Annotated in this window: 23 protein-coding genes; 5 read left to right on the top strand and 18 right to left on the bottom strand. The window is 74.1% G+C overall.

Annotated elements, in window-relative coordinates; all coding sequences use genetic code 11:
* Positions 1 to 46: 46 nt before the first annotated feature.
* The 5 genes from ribD to ML340_RS05295 form a co-directional block, all read right to left on the bottom strand.
* Complete coding sequence (gene ribD, locus ML340_RS05315) at positions 47 to 1,165, bottom strand: bifunctional diaminohydroxyphosphoribosylaminopyrimidine deaminase/5-amino-6-(5-phosphoribosylamino)uracil reductase RibD (protein ID WP_240097451.1); 1,119 nt, start codon at positions 1,163 to 1,165, stop codon at positions 47 to 49.
* Positions 1,162 to 1,695 (bottom strand): transcriptional regulator NrdR, encoded by a 534-nt coding sequence (gene nrdR, locus ML340_RS05310; RefSeq protein ID WP_240097449.1) that lies wholly within the window; start codon positions 1,693 to 1,695, stop codon positions 1,162 to 1,164. Before nrdR ends, ribD begins: the two co-directional genes overlap by 4 nt.
* An 18-nt stretch (positions 1,696 to 1,713) precedes the next feature.
* Positions 1,714 to 2,244, bottom strand: coding sequence for an energy transducer TonB (locus tag ML340_RS05305; RefSeq protein ID WP_240097447.1), 531 nt, complete (start codon positions 2,242 to 2,244; stop codon positions 1,714 to 1,716).
* 11 nt (positions 2,245 to 2,255) lie between these two features.
* Positions 2,256 to 3,524 carry a serine hydroxymethyltransferase gene (gene glyA, locus ML340_RS05300; protein ID WP_240097445.1) on the bottom strand — a complete coding sequence of 423 codons (1,269 nt, stop codon included), beginning with the start codon at positions 3,522 to 3,524 and terminating at the stop codon, positions 2,256 to 2,258.
* An 81-nt stretch (positions 3,525 to 3,605) separates the two neighbouring features.
* Positions 3,606 to 4,493, bottom strand: coding sequence for a LysR family transcriptional regulator (locus tag ML340_RS05295; RefSeq protein ID WP_240097443.1), 888 nt, complete (start codon positions 4,491 to 4,493; stop codon positions 3,606 to 3,608).
* A gap of 92 nt (positions 4,494 to 4,585) precedes the next feature.
* On the opposite strand from ML340_RS05295, the gene ML340_RS05290 reads away from it, so the two are divergent.
* Positions 4,586 to 5,629, top strand: coding sequence for a YeiH family protein (locus tag ML340_RS05290; RefSeq protein WP_240097441.1), 1,044 nt, complete (start codon positions 4,586 to 4,588; stop codon positions 5,627 to 5,629).
* A gap of 74 nt (positions 5,630 to 5,703) precedes the next feature.
* Here ML340_RS05290 and ML340_RS05285 read toward each other — a convergent pair whose 3' ends face one another.
* Complete coding sequence (locus tag ML340_RS05285; RefSeq protein WP_240097439.1) at positions 5,704 to 6,141, bottom strand: RcnB family protein; 438 nt, start codon at positions 6,139 to 6,141, stop codon at positions 5,704 to 5,706.
* 208 nt (positions 6,142 to 6,349) lie between these two features.
* Between ML340_RS05285 and ettA the strand changes: the two genes are divergently transcribed.
* The 4 genes from ettA (at position 6,350) to pyrF (ending at position 9,683) form a co-directional block, all read left to right on the top strand.
* The gene (ettA, locus tag ML340_RS05280; protein ID WP_240097437.1) at positions 6,350 to 8,017 is read left to right on the top strand and encodes an energy-dependent translational throttle protein EttA; all 1,668 of its coding nucleotides are present in this window, start codon (positions 6,350 to 6,352) and stop codon (positions 8,015 to 8,017) included.
* Positions 8,018 to 8,140: 123 nt separating this feature from the next.
* Entirely contained in the window at positions 8,141 to 8,422 is a 282-nt protein-coding gene (locus ML340_RS05275) for an AbrB/MazE/SpoVT family DNA-binding domain-containing protein (protein WP_240097435.1), read from the top strand.
* Complete coding sequence (locus ML340_RS05270; protein WP_240097433.1) at positions 8,419 to 8,856, top strand: putative toxin-antitoxin system toxin component, PIN family; 438 nt, start codon at positions 8,419 to 8,421, stop codon at positions 8,854 to 8,856. Before ML340_RS05275 ends, ML340_RS05270 begins: the two co-directional genes overlap by 4 nt.
* On the top strand, positions 8,853 to 9,683 hold the full coding sequence (gene pyrF / locus ML340_RS05265) for an orotidine-5'-phosphate decarboxylase (RefSeq protein WP_240097431.1): 831 nt from the start codon (positions 8,853 to 8,855) through the stop codon (positions 9,681 to 9,683). The genes ML340_RS05270 and pyrF overlap by 4 nt, the downstream gene beginning before the upstream one ends.
* Positions 9,684 to 9,696: 13 nt before the next feature.
* Here the strand turns inward: pyrF and ML340_RS05260 are convergent, their stop codons facing one another.
* The 12 genes from ML340_RS05260 to xpsF form a co-directional block, all read right to left on the bottom strand.
* Positions 9,697 to 10,560 carry a glycosyltransferase family 2 protein gene (locus ML340_RS05260; RefSeq protein WP_240097429.1) on the bottom strand — a complete coding sequence of 288 codons (864 nt, stop codon included), beginning with the start codon at positions 10,558 to 10,560 and terminating at the stop codon, positions 9,697 to 9,699.
* Positions 10,557 to 11,408, bottom strand: a complete 852-nt coding sequence (locus tag ML340_RS05255) for a glycosyltransferase family 2 protein (RefSeq protein ID WP_240097427.1) — start codon at positions 11,406 to 11,408, stop codon at positions 10,557 to 10,559. The genes ML340_RS05260 and ML340_RS05255 overlap by 4 nt, the downstream gene beginning before the upstream one ends.
* The gene (gene gspD, locus ML340_RS05250) at positions 11,405 to 13,552 is read right to left on the bottom strand and encodes a type II secretion system secretin GspD (RefSeq protein ID WP_240097425.1); all 2,148 of its coding nucleotides are present in this window, start codon (positions 13,550 to 13,552) and stop codon (positions 11,405 to 11,407) included. Before gspD ends, ML340_RS05255 begins: the two co-directional genes overlap by 4 nt.
* Positions 13,553 to 13,568: 16 nt before the next feature.
* Positions 13,569 to 14,306: a hypothetical protein gene (locus tag ML340_RS05245; RefSeq protein WP_240097423.1), complete on the bottom strand. Its 738-nt coding sequence runs from the start codon at positions 14,304 to 14,306 to the stop codon at positions 13,569 to 13,571.
* Entirely contained in the window at positions 14,296 to 14,907 is a 612-nt protein-coding gene (gene gspM, locus ML340_RS05240; protein ID WP_240097421.1) for a type II secretion system protein GspM, read from the bottom strand. Before gspM ends, ML340_RS05245 begins: the two co-directional genes overlap by 11 nt.
* Entirely contained in the window at positions 14,894 to 16,045 is a 1,152-nt protein-coding gene (locus ML340_RS05235) for a PilN domain-containing protein (RefSeq protein ID WP_240097419.1), read from the bottom strand. Before ML340_RS05235 ends, gspM begins: the two co-directional genes overlap by 14 nt.
* Positions 16,042 to 16,890, bottom strand: coding sequence for a type II secretion system minor pseudopilin (locus ML340_RS05230; RefSeq protein WP_240097417.1), 849 nt, complete (start codon positions 16,888 to 16,890; stop codon positions 16,042 to 16,044). The genes ML340_RS05235 and ML340_RS05230 overlap by 4 nt, the downstream gene beginning before the upstream one ends.
* A complete protein-coding gene (locus tag ML340_RS05225) occupies positions 16,887 to 17,513 on the bottom strand; it encodes a prepilin-type N-terminal cleavage/methylation domain-containing protein (RefSeq protein WP_240097415.1) in 627 nt (208 codons plus the stop codon). Before ML340_RS05225 ends, ML340_RS05230 begins: the two co-directional genes overlap by 4 nt.
* Positions 17,510 to 17,926, bottom strand: coding sequence for a type II secretion system protein XpsI (gene xpsI, locus ML340_RS05220; RefSeq protein WP_240097413.1), 417 nt, complete (start codon positions 17,924 to 17,926; stop codon positions 17,510 to 17,512). The genes ML340_RS05225 and xpsI overlap by 4 nt, the downstream gene beginning before the upstream one ends.
* Entirely contained in the window at positions 17,923 to 18,375 is a 453-nt protein-coding gene (gene xpsH, locus ML340_RS05215; protein WP_240097411.1) for a type II secretion system protein XpsH, read from the bottom strand. Before xpsH ends, xpsI begins: the two co-directional genes overlap by 4 nt.
* Positions 18,376 to 18,391: 16 nt before the next feature.
* Positions 18,392 to 18,823 (bottom strand): type II secretion system major pseudopilin GspG, encoded by a 432-nt coding sequence (gene gspG, locus ML340_RS05210; protein WP_240097409.1) that lies wholly within the window; start codon positions 18,821 to 18,823, stop codon positions 18,392 to 18,394.
* An 86-nt stretch (positions 18,824 to 18,909) separates the two neighbouring features.
* Positions 18,910 to 20,127: a type II secretion system protein XpsF gene (gene xpsF / locus ML340_RS05205; protein WP_240097407.1), complete on the bottom strand. Its 1,218-nt coding sequence runs from the start codon at positions 20,125 to 20,127 to the stop codon at positions 18,910 to 18,912.
* Positions 20,128 to 20,130: the final 3 nt, after the last annotated feature.

Here is a 20,130-nt window from a genome sequence, read left to right as displayed (position 1 = left end):
TCCACTCGCCCATCGTGTGCTTCTGGGGCCAGAGCGCGCAGACCGCTCAACCGGACTGCCCCTGACCATCGGCATGCGGCTGCAGGCGCAGGCGCAGGTCGTCGCCGAGCGCGAGCGATTCGACGATCCGCAGCTGGAAGCGCTGCGCCATGCGCTCGACCGAGAGGCCGGCGAACAGCGGGCGGGCGTCCTCGCCGAGCAGAACCGGGGCGACGTAGAGCAGCAGTTCGTCGACCAGGCCGGCACCGAGGAAGGCGCCGGCGAGGGTCGGGCCGGCCTCCACCTGCACCTCGTTGACGCCGCGCGCGGCCAGCAGGCGCAGCACGGCGTCGAGGTCGAGGCGGCCGCCGCGCAACGCCACCGCGGCGAATTCCACGTTGGCGGCCGCGACGCCGGGCGGCACGACGGCATCGGGCGCGTGCAGGTACAGGGTGGGCGCCGCGCCGTCGCGCACCCGTGCGCGCGCGAGCGAGCGCAGCTGCGCATCGAGCACCACCCGCAGCGGCGGCACCACTTCCTCGTCTCCGTCCAGCCGGACGGTGAACTGCGGGTCGTCGGCCAGCACGGTGCCGGCGCCGGTCAGCAGCGCGCCGCTGCGCGCGCGCCAGCGCTGCACGTCGCGGCGCGAGGCCGCGCCGCTGATCCACTGCGATTCGCCGCTGGCCAGCGCGGTGCGGCCGTCCAGGCTCATCGCCAGCTTCAGCCGCAGCCACGGGCGGCCGCGCTCGATGCGCGACAGGAAGCCGCGGTTGAGTTCGCGCGCCTGGGCCTGCATCAGTCCGGACTCGACTGCGATCCCGGCCGCGCGCAGGCGTTCGAACCCGGCGCCGTCCACCTGCGGGAACGGATCGCGGATGGCCGCCACCACCCGCGCCACCCCAGCCGCCACCAGTGCGTCCGCGCACGGCGGGGTGCTGCCGTGGTGGGCGCAGGGTTCGAGGGTGACGTAGGCAGTGGCCCCGCGCGCGGCCGCGCCGGCCGCGCGCAGGGCGAACACCTCCGCATGCGGCCCGCCCTTGCGCTGGTGCCAGCCCTCGCCGAGCACCGCGCCGTCGCGCGCGATCACGCAGCCGACCATCGGGTTCGGGCGGGTGGTGAAGGCGCCGCGCTCGGCCAGGCGCAGGGCGCGCGCCATCAGCGCATGGTCGGCGGCGGAGAAGCTCATCGCCGGCGCGGCCGCTCGGGGCCGCGCGCGGCCGCGGCGGGGGCATCCTCCAGCAGCGGCAGCTGGGCCTCGCCCGGCAACTCGCGCTCGAGGCGGTCGAGCTCCTCGCGGAAGTCGGCAACGTCCTCGAAGCGCCGGTACACCGAGGCGAAGCGCACGTAGCCGACGTGGTCGAGCTTGCGCAGCTGCTCCATCACCAGCTCGCCGACCCGGCGCGCGGGCAGCTCGCGCTCGCCGCTCATGCGCACCGCGTGCACCACCGCGTGCACGGCGCGCTCCACGTCCTCCTCCGCCACCGGCCGCTTCTGCAGGGCGCGGTCGAAGCCGGCGCGCAACTTGCGCGCGTCGAACGGCTCGCGGCGCTGGTCGCTCTTGATGATGGCCGGCAGCTTGAGGTCGATGGTCTCGACGGTGGAGAAACGCTCGCCGCAGGCCTCGCAGGCGCGCCGGCGGCGGACGCTGGCGCCGTCATCGCTGACCCGCGAGTCGACCACGCGGGTGTCGGCGTGCTGGCAGAACGGGCAGTGCATCGCGCCGGCCGGCCGCGCTCACTCCTGGTCGCTGTTGCCGCCGCCGCCACCCTCGCTGCCGCCGCCGCGCTTGCCGGGGCGGAACACGATCGGCACCGCCAGCACGCTGGTGACCGCCTGCCCGTCGACCCGCGCCGGCTCGTAAGTGGAATTGCGCAGGACGCGCTTGGCGGCGGTGGCGAACGCCGCGTCGCTCATGCACACCGCCTCCTCGGCGAGGCCCCTGCCGTCGGCGCCGACCAGCACCGCCACCACCACGGTGGCCGGCTTGCCCTCCAGCCCGCGCGGCGGCACCAGCTTGCTGCGGGTCAGCACCTTGGGCGGGGTGTGCGAAGTGGTGGCGGCCGGGGTCGCCGGCCAGGCCTCGCCGAACACCTCGCCCATGGTCTTGCCGGCGAACGGCTGGGCGTCGCCCGGCTTGCAGGTGACCGGCAGGTCGCGCGCGCCGGGCGCGCTGTAGTCGGTGTTGCTGCTCAGGCGCGGCTCGGCGGCGTGCGCGGCCAGCGGCAGCAGCAGGGCGAGGGCGGCAGTCAAGCGGATCGCGGGCATGGCGGGGGTCCTCAGCGGTAGACGGGGAACTGGCGGCACTGCAGTTCGACATTGGCGCGCACGCCGGCGATCACCTCCTCGTTGTCGGGGGCGTCGAGGACGTCGCAGATCCAGTGCGCGAGCGCCACGCACTCGGGCTCCTTGTAGCCGCGGGTGGTGACCGCGGGGGTGCCGATGCGCAGGCCGGAGGTGACGAACGGCTTGCGCGGGTCGTTCGGCACCGAGTTCTTGTTCACGGTGATGTGGGCGCGGCCGAGCGCCTCCTCGGCCTGCTTGCCGGAGACGTCCTTGCCGATCAGATCGACCAGCATCAGGTGGTTGCAGGTGCCGCCGGAGACGATCTTGTAGCCGCGCGCCTGGATGACCTGCGCCATCGCCTGCGCGTTCTTCACCACCTGCTGCTGGTAGTCGCGGAACTCCGGCTCCAGCGCCTCCTTGAACGCCACCGCCTTGGCCGCGATCACGTGCATCAACGGACCGCCCTGGATGCCGGGGAAGACGATCGACTGCAGCTTCTTCTCCAGTTCCTCCGCCTGCTCGCCCATGCCGGCGCGGCTGGCGACGATGATCCCGCCGCGCGGGCCGCGCAGGGTCTTGTGGGTGGTGGAGGTCACCACGTGGGCGTGCGGCAGCGGGCTGGGATACACGCCGGCGGCGATCAGGCCGGCCACGTGCGCCATGTCCACGAACAGGTACGCGCCCACCTTGTCGGCGATGGCGCGGAAGCGCGCCCAGTCCACCACCTGCGAGTAGGCGGAGAAACCGGCCACCACCATCTTCGGCCGGTGCTCCAGGGCGAGGCGCTCGACTTCGTCGTAGTCGATCAGGCCGGCATCGTTGACGCCGTACTGCACCGCGTTGAACAGCTTGCCGGAGGCGTTGACCTTGGCGCCGTGGGTCAGGTGGCCACCGTGCGCCAGCGACATGCCGAGGATCGTGTCGCCCGGCGAGAGCAGCGCGAAATACACCGCCTGGTTGGCCTGCGAGCCGGAATGCGGCTGCACGTTGGCGTAGTCGGCGCCGAACAGCTGCTTGCAGCGGTCGATCGCCAATTGCTCGGCGATGTCCACGTATTCGCAGCCGCCGTAGTAGCGCTTGCCGGGATAGCCTTCCGCGTACTTGTTGGTGAGCTGGCTGCCCTGCGCCTCCATCACCCGGGGGCTGGCGTAATTCTCCGAGGCGATCAGCTCGACGTGGTCCTCCTGGCGGCGGACCTCGCCGGCGATCGCGCGCGCGAGCTCGGGGTCGAAGGTGTCGATGCGCAAGTCGCGGGAATACATCGGATCTCCGGGGGCGGGCCGCGGCGCGGGCGGCCGCCGGCGGGAGCGCGATTGTAGCGCGGCCGCCGGCGGCGGCCGGGCTCAGGCCGCGTCCGCGGCGAGGCCGTCCAGCAGCGCCGCCAGCGCCGGGCTGCGGTAGTCCTCGCGCCGCCACGCCAGCCGTAGCTGGCGCTCCAGGGCGAGGAACGGGGTCGCCAGCACGCGCAGGCGGCCGCAGGCGACTGCATCGCGCACCGCCACCTCCGGCAGCCAGGCCAGGCCCAGGCCGGCGGCGACCGCCTGCTTGACCGCCTCGGTCTGGTCCAGCTCCAGCACCGCGGCGGGCGCCGGCAGGGCCGCCAGCGCCTGCTCGCCCAGCTGGCGGGTGGCCGAGCCGCGCTCGCGCAGGATCCAGCGCTGCCCGGCGAAGTCCTGCGCGCGCAGGCGCCGGCGCCGGGCGAGCGGATGGTCGGGCGCGGCGCAGACCACCAGCCGGTCGCGCCGCCACGGATGGCTGGCGAGCGTGGGCGCGGCCACCGGTCCTTCCACGCACGCCGCGTCCAGCCGATGCTCGGCCAGCGCGGCCAGGATCGCCTCGGTGTTGCCGACCTGCAGCCGCAGCTGCACCTGCGGGTGCGCGCGCACGAAGCCGCCGAGCAGCTCGCCGATCAGGTAGTTGCCGACCGTGTTGCTGGCGCCGACCCGCAGCTCGCCGCCGACCGCGGTCTCGTCGTGCGCGGCGCGCACCAGTTCGGCCTGGCGCTCGAGCAGCTCGCGCGCCAGCGGCAGCAGGCGCTGCCCGCGCGGGTTCAGGCGCAGCCGCCCGCGCACCCGCGCGAACAGCGGCCCGCCGAGCGCACGCTCCAGTTCCGCCAGGGCCATGCTCGCCGCCGGCTGGGTCAGGTGCAGGCGTTCCGCGGCGCGGCGCAGGCTGCCGCTGTCGGCGGCGTGCACGAACACGTCCAGTTGCCGGGGCGGCAGGTAACGCATCAGGGAAGCTTATCAGCCAAATCAACCATTCGTAGTTTTCATGAAGATCATGGCGTCCCAGACTGGCGCCCTCCCCACTTCCGGCGCCTGCCATGCCCACCCCCGACCTCCCCGCCCTGCCCGCCGCGACCGGCGCCGCCCGCGCCCGCCCCGAGGCGCTGTGGCCCGGCCTGCTGCTGAGCCTGCTGCTGGCGGCTGCCGCGTTCGCCCTCGGCCGCGCGCTGCCGCTGGTCGGCGGCGCGGTGCTGGGGATCGTGCTCGGGCTGGGGGTGCGCAATGCGCTGCCGCTGCCGGCGCGCACCGCGCCGGGGATCCGCTTCAGCAGCAAGGTCCTGCTGCAGGCGGCGGTGATCCTGCTCGGATTCGGGCTGGACCTGCACCAGGTGCTGCGGACCGGGCTGTCCTCGCTGGCGGTCACCCTGGTCACCCTGAGCGTGGCCTTCCTGACCGCGTGGGCGCTGGCACGGCTGCTGAAGGTGCACCACGTGCTGGGCACCCTGATCGGGGTCGGCACCGCGATCTGCGGCGGCTCGGCGATCGCCGCGGTGGCGCCGATCCTGCGCCCGGACGAGCACGACACCGCGCTGGCGATGTCCACCATCTTCCTGTTCAACCTGGTGGCGGTGCTGCTGTTCCCGCCGCTGGGGCACCTGCTGGGCCTGAGCCAGGCCGGCTTCGGGCTGTGGGCGGGCACCGCGATCAACGACACCTCCTCGGTGGTGGCCGCCGGCTACCACTACGGGCAGGCGGCCGGCGACATCGCCACCGTGGTCAAGCTGGCGCGCGCCACCCTGATCATCCCGATCTGCCTGGCCCTGGCCGGCTGGCAGCTGTGGCGCGCGCGCGGCCGCGACGGCGACCGCCCGGACCTGCGCGGGATCGTGCCGTGGTTCATCCTCGGCTTCCTTGTCGCTTCCGCGCTGCGCAGCGCCGGGCCGGTGCCCGCCGCGCTGCTGGGGCCGCTGCACCTGGCCGCGGAGTTCCTGATCGTGCTGGCCCTGACCGCGATCGGGCTGTCCGCCGACCTGCGGCGGATGGCCGCCACCGGCGCGCGGCCGCTGCTGCTGGGGCTGGGCACCTGGTTCGCGGTGGCCGCCAGCAGCCTGCTGGTGCAGGCGCTGCTGCACCAGTCCTGAAGCAAGGATCGGATTCACCGAAAGCACGAAGGCGCCCGCAGGCGCCTTCGCCGTGCCCGCCGCCGCGATCGCGGTCAGTGGTGCAGCAGGATGTCGGCGATGATGCCGGTGGTGATCGCCACCAGCAGCAGGTCGCCGTTGCTGGCACGCACCCAGTGGTAGCCCGGTGGCGGGCGCCGCACCGGATACAGGCTGTAATCGTTCACCACGTAGACCGGGCCGGCGTAGTAGCGGTTGTACGGCACGCCCATCACCCAGCGCGGGGCCGGCGCCGGGCGGTACACCACTCGCTCGACCACTGGCGGGTAGACCGGGCGGTACACGATTTCGCGCTCGCGCACGTACTTCACCTTCTTCGGCGGCGGCCCGCGGTGCCAGCCGCGGTCGTCGCGCCATTCGCGGTAGTCGCGGCGGCCGTCGCGGTCATGGTCGTGGTCGCGCGCGGCGACCGGCGCGGCCACCAGCGCGAACGCCAGCGGCAGCAGGGCCAGGGCAAGCAGGGGGCGCTTCATCCTCGTTCTCCTTCGCAGGTGGACCCGGGGTCGATCATGCCCATCCGGTCTGAACCGGCACTGGCTGCATCCCCTCGCGGACCGGCGGCGACAGCCGGGATTCACCGCCGGGCCCGCAGCCGGGGCGGGGCGTATAATCACCGCATCCCGTCCTCCTCGTGCCGTCGCGACCCGCGACGGCACGCCCCCGCGCGTTTCCGGAGCCGACATGTCCTCGCAGTACATCTACACCATGAACCGGGTGTCCAAGGTGGTCCCGCCCAAGCGGCAGATCATCAAGGACATCTCGCTGTCGTTCTTCCCCGGGGCCAAGATCGGCCTGCTCGGCCTGAACGGCGCCGGCAAGTCCACCGTGCTCAAGATCATGGCCGGGGTGGACAAGGATTTCGAGGGCGAGGCCCGCCCGCAGCCGGGGATCAAGGTCGGCTACCTGCCGCAGGAGCCGGAGCTGAACCCCGAGCACACCGTGCGCCAGGCGGTCGAGGAGGGCGTGGGCGAAGTGCTGCAGGCGCAGGCCGAGCTGGAGCGCGTGTACGCCGCCTACGCCGAGCCGGACGCCGACTTCGACGCGCTGGCCAAGGAGCAGGAGCGGCTGGAGGCGATCCTCGCCTCGGGCGATGCGCACACCCTCGAGCAGCAGCTGGAAGTCGCGGCCGACGCCCTGCGCCTGCCGCCGTGGGACACCCGCATCGGCCAGCTCTCCGGCGGCGAGAAGCGCCGGGTCGCGCTGTGCCGGCTGCTGCTGTCCAAGCCCGACATGCTGCTGCTGGACGAGCCGACCAACCACCTCGACGCCGAGTCGGTGGAATGGCTGGAGCAGTTCCTGCACCGCTATCCCGGCACCGTGGTGGCCGTCACCCACGACCGCTACTTCCTCGACAACGCCGCCGAGTGGATCCTTGAGCTCGACCGCGGCCGCGGCATCCCGTGGAAGGGCAACTACACCGAGTGGCTGGTGCAGAAGGAAGAGCGCCTGAAGCAGGAGGAGAACCAGGAGAAGGCGCGCCAGAAGGCGATCCAGAAGGAGCTGGAGTGGGCGCGCCAGAACGCCAAGGGCGGGCGCAGCAAGGGCAAGGCGCGCCTGGCGCGGCTGGAGGAGCTGCAGTCGATCGAATACCAGAAGCGCAACGAGACCAACGAGATCTTCATCCCGCCGGGCGAGCGCCTGGGCAACAACGTGATCGAGTTCCGCCACGTCTCCAAGCGCTTCGGCGACCGCCTGCTGATCGACGACCTGTCCTTCATCGTGCCGCCGGGCGCGATCGTCGGCATCATCGGCCCCAACGGCGCCGGCAAGTCCACCCTGTTCAAGATGATCACCGGGCAGGAGACGCCCGACTCCGGCGAGATCGTGATCGGCCCGACCGTGAACCTGGCCTACGTCGACCAGAGCCGCGGCGCGCTGAACCCGAACCACACGGTGTTCCAGGAAGTCTCCGGCGGGCTGGACATCCTCAACATCAACGGCATCGAGATCCAGTCGCGCGCCTACATCGGCCGCTTCAACTTCAAGGGCCAGGACCAGCAGAAGCTGGTCGGCAGCCTGTCCGGCGGCGAGCGCGGCCGCCTGCACCTGGCCAAGACCCTGCTGCAGGGCGGCAACGTGCTGCTGCTCGACGAGCCGTCCAACGACCTCGACGTGGAGACCCTGCGCGCGCTGGAAGACGCGCTGCTGGAGTTCCCGGGCAACACCTTCGTGATCAGCCACGACCGCTGGTTCCTGGACCGGATCGCCACCCACATCCTCGCCTTCGAGGGCGACTCGCACGTGGAGTTCTTCCAGGGCAACTACCGCGAGTACGAAGAGGACAAGAAGCGCCGCCTGGGCGAGGAAGCCGCGCGCCCGCACCGGCTGCGCTTCAAGGCGCTGAAGTGAGGTCGACGAAACGCCGGGCCCTCCCGGCGTTTCCGTTCGGGCGCCCCCGCGGCGGCAGGCAGCCGGCTTGACGCCGCCCCGCCCGCTCGGCAAAGTAAGGAATCCTTACTCCGCCGGTGCCCGATGCTCGCCAAGCTCACCGCCAAGAACCAGCTCACGCTGCCCAAGGCCGCCACTGCCGCCGTGGGCGCGGCGGAGTATTTCGACGTGCAGGCCCGCGACGGCGTGATCATCCTGACCCCGGTGCGCCTGCAACGCGCCGACGCGGTGCGGGCCAAGCTGGCGGAACTCTCCCTCACCGAACAGGACATCGACGCGGCCATCGCCTGGGCGCGCCAGCGCGTGGCCGGGCCGGCGGCCGCCGCCCCGGCCAAGTCGCGCAAGGCCGCCAGGCCCAAGCCGTGAGCCGGCCGCCGCGCGTCGTGCTGGATACCAACGTGGTGCTGTCGGCCCTGCTGTTCCGCAGCGGCATCGCGCAGCAGCTGCGGGACGGGTGGCAGTGCGGCGCATACCTGCCCTTGGCCAGCACCGCGACCGTGCAGGAACTGCTGCGGGTGCTGGCCTATCCCAAGTTCCGCCTGTCGCGTTCCGACCAGCAGGAATTGCTGGCGGATTACCTGCCATGGACGCATGGCGTGTCCATCCCGACGCCTCCACCGCCCGTGCCTGCCTGCCGCGATCCGCTGGATGCCCCGTTCCTGGAACTGGCCGCAGCGGGGCGCGCGCAGATGCTCGTCACCGGCGATCGCGACCTGCTGGCGCTGGCTGGCCAGACCCGCTTCCACATCCTCGCGCCCGCCGCATTCTTGCCCCACGTGCAGGACACTCCGCCGCCATGACCTTCATCGACAAACTGCGCGCCCGCTGGCGGGATGCCGAGACCCTGCTGTGCGTCGGCCTCGACCCCGACCTGGCGCGCCTGCCGGAACCCTACCTCGCGGGCGACGCCGGCGAACCGGCCGAGGCCCTGTTCGCATTCTGCCGCGACATCGCCGATGCCACCGCCGAGTTCGCCTGCGCGTTCAAGCCGCAGATCGCCTACTTCGCCGCCCACAACGGCGGCGAGGCCGCGTTGCAGCGGCTGATCGCGCACCTCAACGCCGCCCATCCGCAGGTGCCGGTGATCCTCGACGCCAAGCGCGGCGACATCGGCAGCACCGCGGAGCAATACGCCTGCGAGGCGTTCGAACGCTACGGCGCCGACGCGGTGACCCTGAACCCGTACCTGGGCCGCGACTCCGCGCAGCCGTTCCTGCAATACCACGACCGCGGCTGCATCTTCCTCTGCCACACCTCCAACCCCGGCGCGCGCGACTTCCAGGAACTGCCGGTGGACGGCGAGCCGCTGTACCGCCGGATCGCGCGCACCATCGCCGGCGAGTGGAACGCCGACGGCAACTGCGCGCTGGTGGTGGGCGCCACCTTCCCGCGCGAGCTGGCGGAGATCCGCGCGATCGTCGGCGACATGCCGCTGCTGGTCCCCGGCGTGGGCGCGCAGGGCGGCGACGTCGCGGCCGTGGTGCGCCATGGCAAGGCCGCCGACGGCAGCGGGCTGATGATCAACGCCTCGCGCGCGATCCTGTACGCCTCCGCCGGGCCCGACCACTGCGCGGCCGCGGCGCAAGCCGCGCGCGCGCTGCGCGACACGATCAACCGCTGGCGCTGACCGGCGCGCTGGATCAGCGCGCCGCGCGCATGCGCCAGGCGGCGCGCAGCGCGGCCAGCGGGAAGCGCGCCCAGACCAGCGCGAACACCGCGGCGCGCTGCCACGGCGCGCACTGCGCCGCCTCGTAGGTGCGGAAATAGCGCCACAGGCCGCGGTGCTTGTGCCATTCCACGAACAGCGGCCGCCGCCGCGAGGACACCCCGCGCAGGTGCAGCACACACACGTCGTTGGCGCAGGCGACCGCGGCGCCGGCCTGGCGCACGCGCCGGCACAGGTCGAGGTCCTCGGCGTGCAGGCGGTAGCCCGCATCGAACCCGCCGACCCGGCGGAACAGCGCGGTCGGCAGCAAGAGCAGCGCGCCGGACACCGCGGCCACCGGCTGCAGCGGCGCATGCGCGTCGCGCGCGATGGCCAACTGCGCCCGGCGTGGGTCGCGCAGCATCGCGCAGAACTGCGGGTCGCGGCGGCGCGCGGCGGGATCGTGGCGGCCCTGCTCGTCCACCAGGTCGGCGCCGACCAGTCCGCCGCCGAGCGCCTGCGCATGCGCGCGCAGCCGCGCCAGCGCGTCCGGCTCCGGCAGGCAGTCGGGGTTGACGAACGCCAGCCACGGCGCGGTCGCATCGGCCGCGCCCTGGTTGCAGGCGGTCGCGAAGCCGGGGTTGTCGGGATTGGCGATGAAGCGCACCCGCGCATCCGCCAGCGCGTGGCGCTGCACGATCGACAAGGTGGCATCGGGCGAGGCGTTGTCCACCACCCGAATCGCGACCACCCCACGGCTGGCGCGCAGCCGCTGCAGGCACTCGTCGATGCTCTCCTCGCTGGCGTGGCTGACCACCACCGCGTGGATGCCGCCGTCCTCCGAGGCGCCCGCGCTCATGCGAACAGGTCGGGCTGCGGCCCGGCCGCCGCGTCCAGCGCCGCGGCCAGGCGCGCGCGAAGCACGCGCAACGGGTCGGCCATCAGGGTGCCTGCGATCTGCGCCTGCCAGCCCGGCCAACGCGCGGCCAGCCGCGCCGGGTCGCCGGGGGCGATTGCGGATTCGCGCGTGCGCAGCACGAATACGTCGGCCGCCAGCAGGTTGTGCCAGCCGAGCCCGGCCAGGCGCAGCGACAGATCCACCAGCGCCGCCGGCCAGCTGCGGAAGCTGGCCGCGTCCACCCCGCCGGCCGCACGCAGCGCGCCGCCGCGCAGCAGGACCGCGTGCGCGACCGCCGCGGGCAGCGGCGGGTACTCGTCCTGCAACCCGGCGCAGGCGCGCGCCAGCGCCTCCGGCGCGAGCGCCAGCGGGGTGATCTCCCCCAGTCGCGGCCAGGCCGCGACCTCGCCGGCGTTGCACCAGGGGGTGAGGGTGGCCGCGCGCGGCTGCGCCTGCAGCCCGGCCGCGAGCCGCTCCAGCCAGCCCGGGGTCGGGCGCGCGTCCGCCGCCAGGACCAGCACGTCGGCCTCGCCGCAGGCCGCCAGCGCCTCGGCCAGATGCGCGGCCTCGCCGATCGCCGTGGCGCGCCGGGTATGCGCGGCCTGCAGCCGGGTGCGCGCCAGCCAGCGCGCGATCAGCGCCTGCCCGCGCGGGCCGGCCTGGGCATCGTCGGCCAGCCACACCCGGGTGCCGGCGGGAGTGTGCGCCTCCAGCGCGGCCAGGGTGGCGTCCAGCGCGTCCTCGTCCGGCCCCACCGGCACCAGCACGATGGGCAGGCGGGCGGACGCGGCGGCGCCGGCGCTGCTCACTTCTTGGGCGCGTAGATCGGGTCCAGCGCGCGGAACCGGCGGCCGTACTCGTCGGTGAGGTCGCGCGCCTCCTGCGGGTTGCGCACCACGGTCGGGGTGATCAGCACCACCAGCTCGTCGCGGGTCTTGCTGTCGCCCTGCAGGCCGAACAGCCCGCCCAGCACCGGGATCCGCGACAGCCCCGGCACCCCGGTCGCGCTGCGGTTGTTGCCGTCGCTGATCAGGCCGGCCAGCACCACCGTCTCCCCGCTCGGCGCGACCGCGGTGGTGGTGACCTTGCTGGTGTCGATGCGCACGTTGCCGTTGGCGTCGGCGATCCCGGTCGGCTTGCTCACCTCCTGCACGATGTCCAGGAACACCATGCCGTCGCGGGTGATGCGCGGGCGCACCTTGAGGATGATGCCGGTGTCGAGGTACTGCACCGAGGTGTAGGTGCCGTTGCCGGAGCCGGTGCTCGGATTGAAGCTGACCGAGGCGATCGGGATGCGCTGGCCGACGTTGAGGGTGGCCTCCTTGTTGTTCTGCGCCATCACCGACGGCGCCGACAGGGTGCGCACGTCGGTCACGCTGTCCAGCGCCTGCACGATCGCAGCCGCGTTCTTGCCGAGGAAGGTCCAGCTGAGCAGGTTGCCGGCGCCGTTCGGCAGCGGGCTGATGCCGCCGCCGTAGCTGCCGAAGCTGTTGCGCCCGGTCGGGTACGGCAGGCCGGCGGTCGCCAGCGCATTGTCGAAGAACCAGCTCACGCCGTACTGCAGCGCGCCCTTGAGCGCCACGCTGAGCACCTGCGCCTCGATGTGCACCTGCAGCGGCATCACGTCCAGGCGCTCGATCACCTCGCGGATCGCCTTCCATTGCGCCGGGCTGGCGCGCACCAGCAGCGAATTGGTGTCCTCGACCGCGGACACCCCGACCTCGGCGCCGTCCACCTTCAGGGTGACCCGGGTGTTGCCGCTGCGCGCCGGCGGCAGGGTGCCCTGGCCGAGGCCGGTGTTGACCGGCGCGTTCGACACCCCGGAGCGGTCGGCGATGCCGCCGTCGCGAATCTGGGTCACGTCCACCCCGGGCATCAGCGAGACGTCCTGCTCGGCGCCGCCGGCCGCACGCCCGCCGAACACCTCGGCGAGGCGGTCGGCGAGGTCGCGCGCGCGGATGTACTTGAGCTCGTAGGCGTACAGGCGGCCGTCGCCGCCGCCGCCCTCGATGCGGTCGATCCACTGCTGGACGTCGTCCAGGTACTTGGGCTGGCTGGCGATCACCATCACCGCGTTGGTGGACTCCAGCGGCATGAAGCGCAGCATGCCGGCGACCGGCGACTTGCCCTGCTCGCCGAACACGCGCTCCAGCGCCTGCACCACGTCGGCCGCGCGCCCGGCGCGCAGCGGATAGACCCCGACCGACATGCTCGCCATCCAGTCCACGTCGAACACCTGGATCGTGCGCAGGTAGTTCTCCAGTTCGGTGCGGCTGCCGGCGACCGTGATCAGGTTGCGCGCCGGATCGACCGCGACGATCGCGTTCGGGCGCGCGTAGGGCTTGAGGATCTTCTCCATCTCGGTGGCGGCGACGTAGCGCAGCGGCACCACCCGGGTCTCGAAGCCGCGCGCCTGCGCGGGCGAGCCGGTGCGCGGCACCACCCCGCTGGTCAGCGCCTGGTCGGCCGGCACGATGTTGTAGCGGCCGTCGCTGTAGACCATGCGCGCGCCGTTCTGGGCGAGCACGGTCTCCAGCAGCGCCAGGGCGCCGGCCGGGCCGACCGGCTTGGCGGTGGACACGGTCACCGTGCCCTGCACCCCGGGCGCGATGCTGTAGTTCTGCCCGAGCATGTCGCCGAGGATGGCCTTCACCACCGCCTGCAGCGACTCGCCCTCGAAATTGAAGCTGGCCTGGCCGGAGCTGGGGATGGTGGGCGGCGGCGCGGCAGCGGCGGCCTGGTTGAACGGCGGGGTGGCGGCGCGCCGGATCACCGGGCGCGGACCCTCGCCGCCGAGGGGTTCCTGACGCACATCGCCAGCCTCCGCAGTACCCGGCTGCAGGGCCTGCGCGGCCGGCAGGCGGTCGGCGCGGTGCAGCTGCGGCTCCGGCGCGCTGGCGCAGGCGGCCAGTAGGCCGAACAGGGCGGCGGCGAGCAGGGGACGGACGTTCATGCGGGACGGCTCCGGGTCATGGCGGCGGCGGGCTCGACGAAGACGAGGCGCCGGCGGCGTTCTGCTGCTGCGCGCGGATCTGCGCGCGGCGGGCTTCGATGCGCTTGCGGATCGCTTCGATCCGCTCCTGTTCGGTCTGCGGCGGCGGTGCGGCATCCGCGGCGGGGGCCGCAGGGACCGCAGGAGCCGGTGCGGCGGCGGCATCGGCCGGTCCTTTGGGCATCCCGGCCGCGCCGAAGGTGCGCAGCTCCAGTGTGGTCTGCCCGCCGGGTCCGGCGAAGGTGGCGCGGCGCGGCTCCAGCGCGACCAGCCGCCAGCCGGCGGCGCCGTCCGGCGCCTTGCCCTCGCGCACCCGCTGCGACGCCCCGCCGCCGCTGGGCTGCAGGATCGCAAGGCGCACCTGCGGGCTGAGCAGCACCCCGGTCAGCACGAAGTCCAGCGATTGCGCGGCGGCGGCGCCGTCGGCGGTCTCCGGGGCGGTGGCCAGGAAGCTGCGCGGGCGCCGGTCCTCGGTGAACAGCGGGCGCGCGGCCGCTTCCGCATACTGCGCCAGCGGGCCGATGCGGTCGGGCCCGGGCGCCTGCGGCTGCGGCAGGGGCTGCGCCGCCGGCAGCGGCAGTTGCGGCAGGTGCCGGCCCATGCCAGCCAGCGCCGCCAGCCACGCCAGCAGCGCCCAGCCGGCCAGCACCGCCAGCAGCCAGGTCAGCGGCCCCTGCTGCAGGAACCGGTCGGGCCAGCCGCGCTCAGCCGCCATCGCCGCCCTCCGCGGCCGCCGGCCGCAGGTAGCCGTAGAGGTTGAAGCTCACGTCCAGCCCGCCTTCCTGCGGTAGCTGGTTGCCGGGGATGGCGAAGTAGCGCTGCGCGGTGATGCTCAGCGCATCCACGAACAGGTACGGCCGCCCGGACTCCAGCGCGTGCAGCACCGCCACCGTCTCCGCGTTGCCACAGCGCAGGCGCACGTTGATGCCGACCTGGCGGTAGCGGTCCGGCGGCGGCTCGCCGGTGATCGGCGCGCGGTTGGTGATGGCGCAGCCGCGGCTGCCGGGGCTGACCTGCTCGATCACCTGCTGCAGGCGCTGGATCAGCGCCGCGGTGGCCAGTTCGGTGGTGGCCTCCGGCAGGAATCCGGCATCGGCGCCGCTGGCCTGCAGCTGCGCCAGTCGCTGGCGCACCTGCGGCTGCTGCGCCAGCAGCGCGCGCATGCGCACATCGCGCTGCTGCAGCTGGGCGATGCGCGCATCCAATGCGCGCAGCGGCTCGGTGAACGCCGGATGCACGAACACCAGGTAGCCCAGGCCGAGCACTAGGGCCAACAGCCCGAGCGCGCTCCAGCGCTGGCGGTCAGCGGGCGCCATCGGGACCTCCCGGGGCCGCGCCGGTTGCCGCGGCCGGCGCGGCGGCATCGCCGAGCTGGGCGACCAGGGTGAAGCGGTCGCTGCGGGTGCGCGGGTCCTGCTGCAGGGTGCCGCTCAGCGCCGGCGCCCGCCACAGGCGCGCGCCTTCCAGCCGGCCGACCAGCGCCGGGGCCTGGTTGGACAGGCCGATCAGGGTCAGCTGGTCGTTGTCGATGGTCAGCTTCTCGAGGAAGGTGCCGTCCGGCAGCCGGCGTGCCAGTTCCTCCAGCACCTCGACCGCCGGCGGGCGCGCGTTGCGGCGCGCCTGCAGCCAGGCGCTGCCCTCCACCGCATCCAGCAGGCGCTGGCGTTCGGCGGCGGCGGCGCGGGCGGCGCCGCTGCGCGCGGCCAGCGCCGCCTGCAGGGCATCGGCGGCGGCGCGCCGGTTGGCCAGCACCTGGTGCCCGGCGAGCCCCAGCAACAGGGCTGCGGCAGCCGCCAACGCCAGCTGCAGCGGCCAGCGCGGGCGCCCGAGCCGGCGCCGCTGCGCCGGCGGCAGCAGGTTGACCCCGAGCGGACGGCCGCCGCCGTCCAGGTCGACCCCGGCCAGCCACCCGGCCAGCGGCCCGAGGACAGCCAGCGCGGCGTCGAAGCGGGCCTTCGGCACCACCACCAGTTCCACCTCCAGCTGGCCATCGGCGCGGCTGCGCAGCAGGCGGCCGGCGTACACCACCTCGGCGGCGGCAAACGGCGTCTGCCGCTCGATCTCGAAGCCGAGCACGTCGTGCAGGCGCTCGCGCGCGGCCGCCGGCAGCAGCAGCGGCCGGCGCAGGCCGGCCGCGGCGGGCAGGCGCAGCCAGCGCGGCAGGCGCGCGCCGGTTTCGCGCAACACACCGGCCAGCGGGTCGCTGCCGAGGCTGGCCGCCGGCAGCGGCAGCGGCAGGCGCGCCAGTTCCTGCTCACCCTGCGCGTCCTGCCGGCACAGGCGCAGGCCGTCGGCCTCCGCCTGCAGCCACAGGCGCTCGCCGGAGGCGGCCAGCGCGCGCCGCCAGCCGGCCGGCAGCCAGGCGCGCAGCCCGTCCGCCCACCAGCCGAAGGCGTCGCGCGCGCGGCCGAGCAGCGCGCCGGCGCGATCCAGCGTCGGCCAGGCCGCACTCATGGCGACAGCGCCTCGTCCTGCCAGCGCAGGGGCGTGTACGTCGAGCCCGGCAATGCGTTTCCCCCCACGCGGACGACCACCGAAAGATGCGCACTGCGACCATCGGTCAGTCGTGCACGGCTGTCGATACTATACGTGCCGCTGCCGCCGACGGGCAGCGGGCCACCCGCGGCCGCCTCCACCGGCGGCAGCCCGAGCGCGGCGCGCACCACCGGGTCGGCGAAGCGTGCGTCCGGGCGCGCATTCCCGGAATGCACGGTCAGGTGCGGCGCGGCGCGCGCATACAGCTCCGGGCGCATGCCCAGCACTTGCTCGACTTCCGCCACCGTCTCGAACGGCGCATCCTTGGCGCCGCCCTCCAGCCCGGCTGCGGCATAGTCGGCATCCTCGGCGCCACCGCCGGGCTGGGTGAGATTGTCTGGGTCGCGCCAGTCCACGATCGCCCCGGCCAGCCGGGTGGCGGCATCGCGCGGCTCGCCGAGCTGCTCGAACAGCCGTGCCAGCAGGTCCAGCGGGGCGGCATTGAGGTCGATCTTGGCGCTTTCGTCGCGCACCGCGACCACGACCTCGGCATCGCCGAGGGTGAAGGCATGCGGGCTGCCGTCCGGCGTCCAGCGCCGCTGCGGGTCCGGGTCGCTCATGCGCGCCACCGCCAGCTCGATCCCGGCGCGCGCCGCCTGCGCCGCGCGCACCCCGCGCGCCAGGCCGTTGCCGGAGGTGGATTCCACCCGCGCGCTCAACGCGAACGCCGCGACCACCCCGGCCAGCAGCAGCACCAGCCACAGCACCAGCAGCAGCGCCACGCCGCGCATGCGGACCGGCCGGTTCCGCCGCAGCGCGCTCATCCGCCCATCCTCGTGCCGAAGCTGCCGGCCAGCGGCAGCGCCACGACCAGGTCCGGCCACGGCCCCTGCGCGTCGGCGATCCGCACCCGCACCTGCAGCGGCAGCGCATGCGCCTCGGTCCAGGCCGGCAGCCACGGCCCCGGCTGGCCGTCCATGCCGAGCGTGCGATAGGCGAACTCGACCCGGGTGAGGTCGCGCGCCAAGGGCTCCGGCGGGCGCGGCTGCCGGGGCTCCAGGATGCGCCCGCCCTGCACCCGGCGGAAGTCCACGGTCAGGGTGCGGCCGTCGGTCGCCAGCAGGTGCAGGTAGGGACCGCCGCGCCCGAGGTAGTCCGGCAGGTCGGCCACGAACTGCATCTGGCGGGCGTCGCCGACGAACCGGCGCGAGGCCCCGGTGGCCGGGTCCAGCTGGTACACCATGCCGCGCGCGCCGCCGATGCGCCGGCGCAGGAAGGTGGAGACCGCGCGGATGCGCTCGTTGCGCTCGGCGCTGGCCTCGCTGCGCGCGACCGCGCTGGTGGCCGCGCGCAGGCTGGCATAGCCGACCGCCAGCCCGGCCGCCAGCAGCGCGGTGGCCAGCAGCACCTCGAGCAGGGTGAACCCGGCGGCACGCCTGTGGTTCATGGCGCCCCCCCCGGACGCGGCTGCACCAGGCGCAGGGTATCGACCTGCAGCTGCTGCTCGGGCCCGCGCTCGCCCCAGTCCACGGTCAGGCGCAACCGCAGCAGGCGCGCCGCGTTCGGGTCGCGCGGCGCGCCGCCGCCCCCTGGATCGGCCCACGGCGCGACCTCCAGCCGCCAGTGGTAGCGGCCGTCCTCCAGCGTGCCCTGCTGCACGCCCGGCTGCGGCAGCAGCGCGACGTCGTCCAGCAGGCTCTGCGCGTGCAGGGCCGCGCGCCCGGCGTCGCCGGCCTGGCGCACCTGGCGGGTGCCACCGGACAGGGTGCCGAGCAGCAGGGTCAGGCCGAGCGCGAGCAGCGCGAACGCGGCCAGGATTTCGATCAGGGTGAAGCCCGCCACCCGCCGCGGCGCGTTCATGGCGCCTCCCGCGGCCAGCGCTGCAGGCGCACCTCGCCAGTCAGCCAGGCGATGTCCACGTCCCAGCCCGTGTCACCGTCGCGCAGGCGGATGCGGCCGCCGGTGGCGGCACCGTCCGGGAAGAACCGCACGCTCCCCTGCCCCGGCTGCGGCCGGGTGGCGCGCGCGCCGATGAACTCCACTTCGCCGGCCGCCGGCAGGCGCCCATGGCGCCCGGCGGGCCCCTGCCAGGTGCGCGCGTGCGGATCCAGCACCAGTTCCTGCGGCTGCCCGCTGCTGACCGCCAGTGCGCGGGTGAAGCGCAGCTGCGCGGCCAGCTCGCGCGCGCCGTCGCGCAGCTGCAGATTGCGCAGGCCGCCGCCGTAGGCGGCCAGCGCCAGCAGACTGGCGGTGGCGATCAGCGCCAGCACCAGCAGCATCTCCAGCAGGGAGAACCCGCGTGCGCGCATCGGCGGAGGCCGCGGGTTATTCGTTGCGGATGTCGGCGTTCACGCTGTCGCCGCCCGGCTGGCCATCCGCGCCGAGACTGGTGAGCTCGAACGGCCGCCCCTGCCCGGGCACGGTATAGACGTAGGGATGGCCCCAGGGGTCGTTCAGTTCGGCCGGCTTGGCATACGGCCCGAGCCAGCCGCTGGCGCCGGCCGGCTTGCTGACCAGGTCGTCGAGCCGTGCCGGCAAGCGCCCGGTGTCCTGGCGGTATTGGTCGATCTTCTCGGCCAGGGTCTGCACCTGGGCGCGCGCCAGGTTGACCTTGGCGCGGTCGCCGCCGCCGAGGATGCGGCTGGCGGCGAAGGCGACGATGCCGCCGATCAGCACCACCACCAGGATGATCTCGATCAGCGAGAACCCGCCTTGGGCGGCAGCGGGCGAGGAAGGGCCGGAACGGGAGAAGCGCATGGGCGGTACCGTGGAGGGAATGGACTGCGGCGGGGACGATGGCGGGCGGAGGGATTGTCGCCGACGGCGGCGCGCCGCGGGCGCGGCTAGCCGACCACGCTGGTGAGGTCGTAGATCGGGGCCAGCACCGACAGGATCACCAGCCCGACCACCAGCGCCAGCACCAGCGTCACCGCCGGCACCAGGGTCGCCAGCAGGCGGTCCAGCGCCAGCTGGCTCTGCTGCTCGAAGGTGTCGGCCGCCTTCAGCAGCATGGCGTCGAGGGTGCCGGACTCCTCGCCGACCTGCACCATCTGCAGCGCCAGCCGCGGGAAGCGCTTGCCGCGCGCCAGCGCCACCGACAGCCCGATGCCGTTTCTGACCTCCTCGGCGGCGGCGTCCACGTCCGCGGCCAGCACCCGGTTGGCGAGCACGTTGCGCGCGATCCCGAGCGCCGCCAGCAGCGGCACCCCGTTGCGCAGCAGGGTGCCGAGCGTGCGCGCCAGGCGCGCGGTCTCGAGCCGGGCCAACAGCGGGCCGGCCAGGCGCTGGCGCAGCAGCCAGCCGTCCAGCCGCCACTGGAACGCGGGGTCGCGCCGGCGCCGTTCCAGCCACAGCAGGCCCAGCACCGGCACCGCCAGCAGCAGCAGCCACCAGCGCCGCACGAACTCGCCGGTGGCCAGCACCAGCTGCGAGAACCACGGCAGGTCGGCGTCCAGGCTCTGGTACATCGCCGCGAACTGCGGCACCACGTAGCCGAGCAGGAACAGCAGCGACAGCCCGACCAGCGCCAGCAGGATCGCCGGGTAGATCAGCGCATTGACCACCCGCGTGCGCAGCGCGCGGCTGCGCTCGAGGTAGTCCGCCAGCCGCTGCAGGGTGTCGTGCAGGCTGCCGCCGGCCTCGCCGGCGCGCACCATGTTCACGTACAGCCGCCCGAACACACCGTGCTGGCGTTCCAGCGCGGCCGACAGCGAGGCGCCGCCGCGCACCGCGTCGCGCACGTCCTCCACCACCCGGCGGCTGGCCGCGTCGTCCGGCAGCTCGAGCAGGATGCCGAGCGCGCGGTCGAGCGGCTGCCCGGCCGCCAGCAGGGTCGCCAGCTGCTGGGTGAACTGCACCAGCCGCTCGCCGGCCAGCGGGCGCGGGCGCAGCCAGCCGCGCCAGTCCAACCCGGCGCCGCCGGCGTCGGCCGGGCGCGTCTCCACCGGCAGGTGGCCCTGCTCCTGCAGGCGCGCGGCGACCTCGGCCGCACTGGCCGCCTCCATCTGCCCGTCCAGCAGTTCGCCGCGCGCGTTGAGCGCCTTGTAGCGGTACTGCGCCATTGC

The organism is Thermomonas flagellata (assembly GCF_022419185.1).
GTDB lineage: Bacteria > Pseudomonadota > Gammaproteobacteria > Xanthomonadales > Xanthomonadaceae > Thermomonas > Thermomonas flagellata.
This window is presented reverse-complemented; position numbering and strand designations above follow the sequence as displayed.

Bases quoted from the DNA above. Each gene is read 5' to 3' on its own strand.
- ribD (WP_240097451.1), bottom strand. From the start codon at position 1,165: ATGAGCTTCTCCGCCGCCGACCATGCGCTGATGGCGCGCGCCCTGCGC.
- nrdR (WP_240097449.1), bottom strand. From the start codon at position 1,695: ATGCACTGCCCGTTCTGCCAGCACGCCGACACCCGCGTGGTCGACTCG.
- ML340_RS05305 (WP_240097447.1), bottom strand. From the start codon at position 2,244: ATGCCCGCGATCCGCTTGACTGCCGCCCTCGCCCTGCTGCTGCCGCTG.
- glyA (WP_240097445.1), bottom strand. From the start codon at position 3,524: ATGTATTCCCGCGACTTGCGCATCGACACCTTCGACCCCGAGCTCGCG.
- ML340_RS05295 (WP_240097443.1), bottom strand. From the start codon at position 4,493: ATGCGTTACCTGCCGCCCCGGCAACTGGACGTGTTCGTGCACGCCGCC.
- ML340_RS05290 (WP_240097441.1), top strand. From the start codon at position 4,586: ATGCCCACCCCCGACCTCCCCGCCCTGCCCGCCGCGACCGGCGCCGCC.
- ML340_RS05285 (WP_240097439.1), bottom strand. From the start codon at position 6,141: ATGAAGCGCCCCCTGCTTGCCCTGGCCCTGCTGCCGCTGGCGTTCGCG.
- ettA (WP_240097437.1), top strand. From the start codon at position 6,350: ATGTCCTCGCAGTACATCTACACCATGAACCGGGTGTCCAAGGTGGTC.
- ML340_RS05275 (WP_240097435.1), top strand. From the start codon at position 8,141: ATGCTCGCCAAGCTCACCGCCAAGAACCAGCTCACGCTGCCCAAGGCC.
- pyrF (WP_240097431.1), top strand. From the start codon at position 8,853: ATGACCTTCATCGACAAACTGCGCGCCCGCTGGCGGGATGCCGAGACC.
- ML340_RS05260 (WP_240097429.1), bottom strand. From the start codon at position 10,560: ATGAGCGCGGGCGCCTCGGAGGACGGCGGCATCCACGCGGTGGTGGTC.
- gspD (WP_240097425.1), bottom strand. From the start codon at position 13,552: ATGAACGTCCGTCCCCTGCTCGCCGCCGCCCTGTTCGGCCTACTGGCC.
- ML340_RS05245 (WP_240097423.1), bottom strand. From the start codon at position 14,306: ATGGCGGCTGAGCGCGGCTGGCCCGACCGGTTCCTGCAGCAGGGGCCG.
- gspM (WP_240097421.1), bottom strand. From the start codon at position 14,907: ATGGCGCCCGCTGACCGCCAGCGCTGGAGCGCGCTCGGGCTGTTGGCC.
- ML340_RS05235 (WP_240097419.1), bottom strand. From the start codon at position 16,045: ATGAGTGCGGCCTGGCCGACGCTGGATCGCGCCGGCGCGCTGCTCGGC.
- ML340_RS05230 (WP_240097417.1), bottom strand. From the start codon at position 16,890: ATGAGCGCGCTGCGGCGGAACCGGCCGGTCCGCATGCGCGGCGTGGCG.
- ML340_RS05225 (WP_240097415.1), bottom strand. From the start codon at position 17,513: ATGAACCACAGGCGTGCCGCCGGGTTCACCCTGCTCGAGGTGCTGCTG.
- xpsI (WP_240097413.1), bottom strand. From the start codon at position 17,926: ATGAACGCGCCGCGGCGGGTGGCGGGCTTCACCCTGATCGAAATCCTG.
- xpsH (WP_240097411.1), bottom strand. From the start codon at position 18,375: ATGCGCGCACGCGGGTTCTCCCTGCTGGAGATGCTGCTGGTGCTGGCG.
- gspG (WP_240097409.1), bottom strand. From the start codon at position 18,823: ATGCGCTTCTCCCGTTCCGGCCCTTCCTCGCCCGCTGCCGCCCAAGGC.
- xpsF (WP_240097407.1), bottom strand. From the start codon at position 20,127: ATGGCGCAGTACCGCTACAAGGCGCTCAACGCGCGCGGCGAACTGCTG.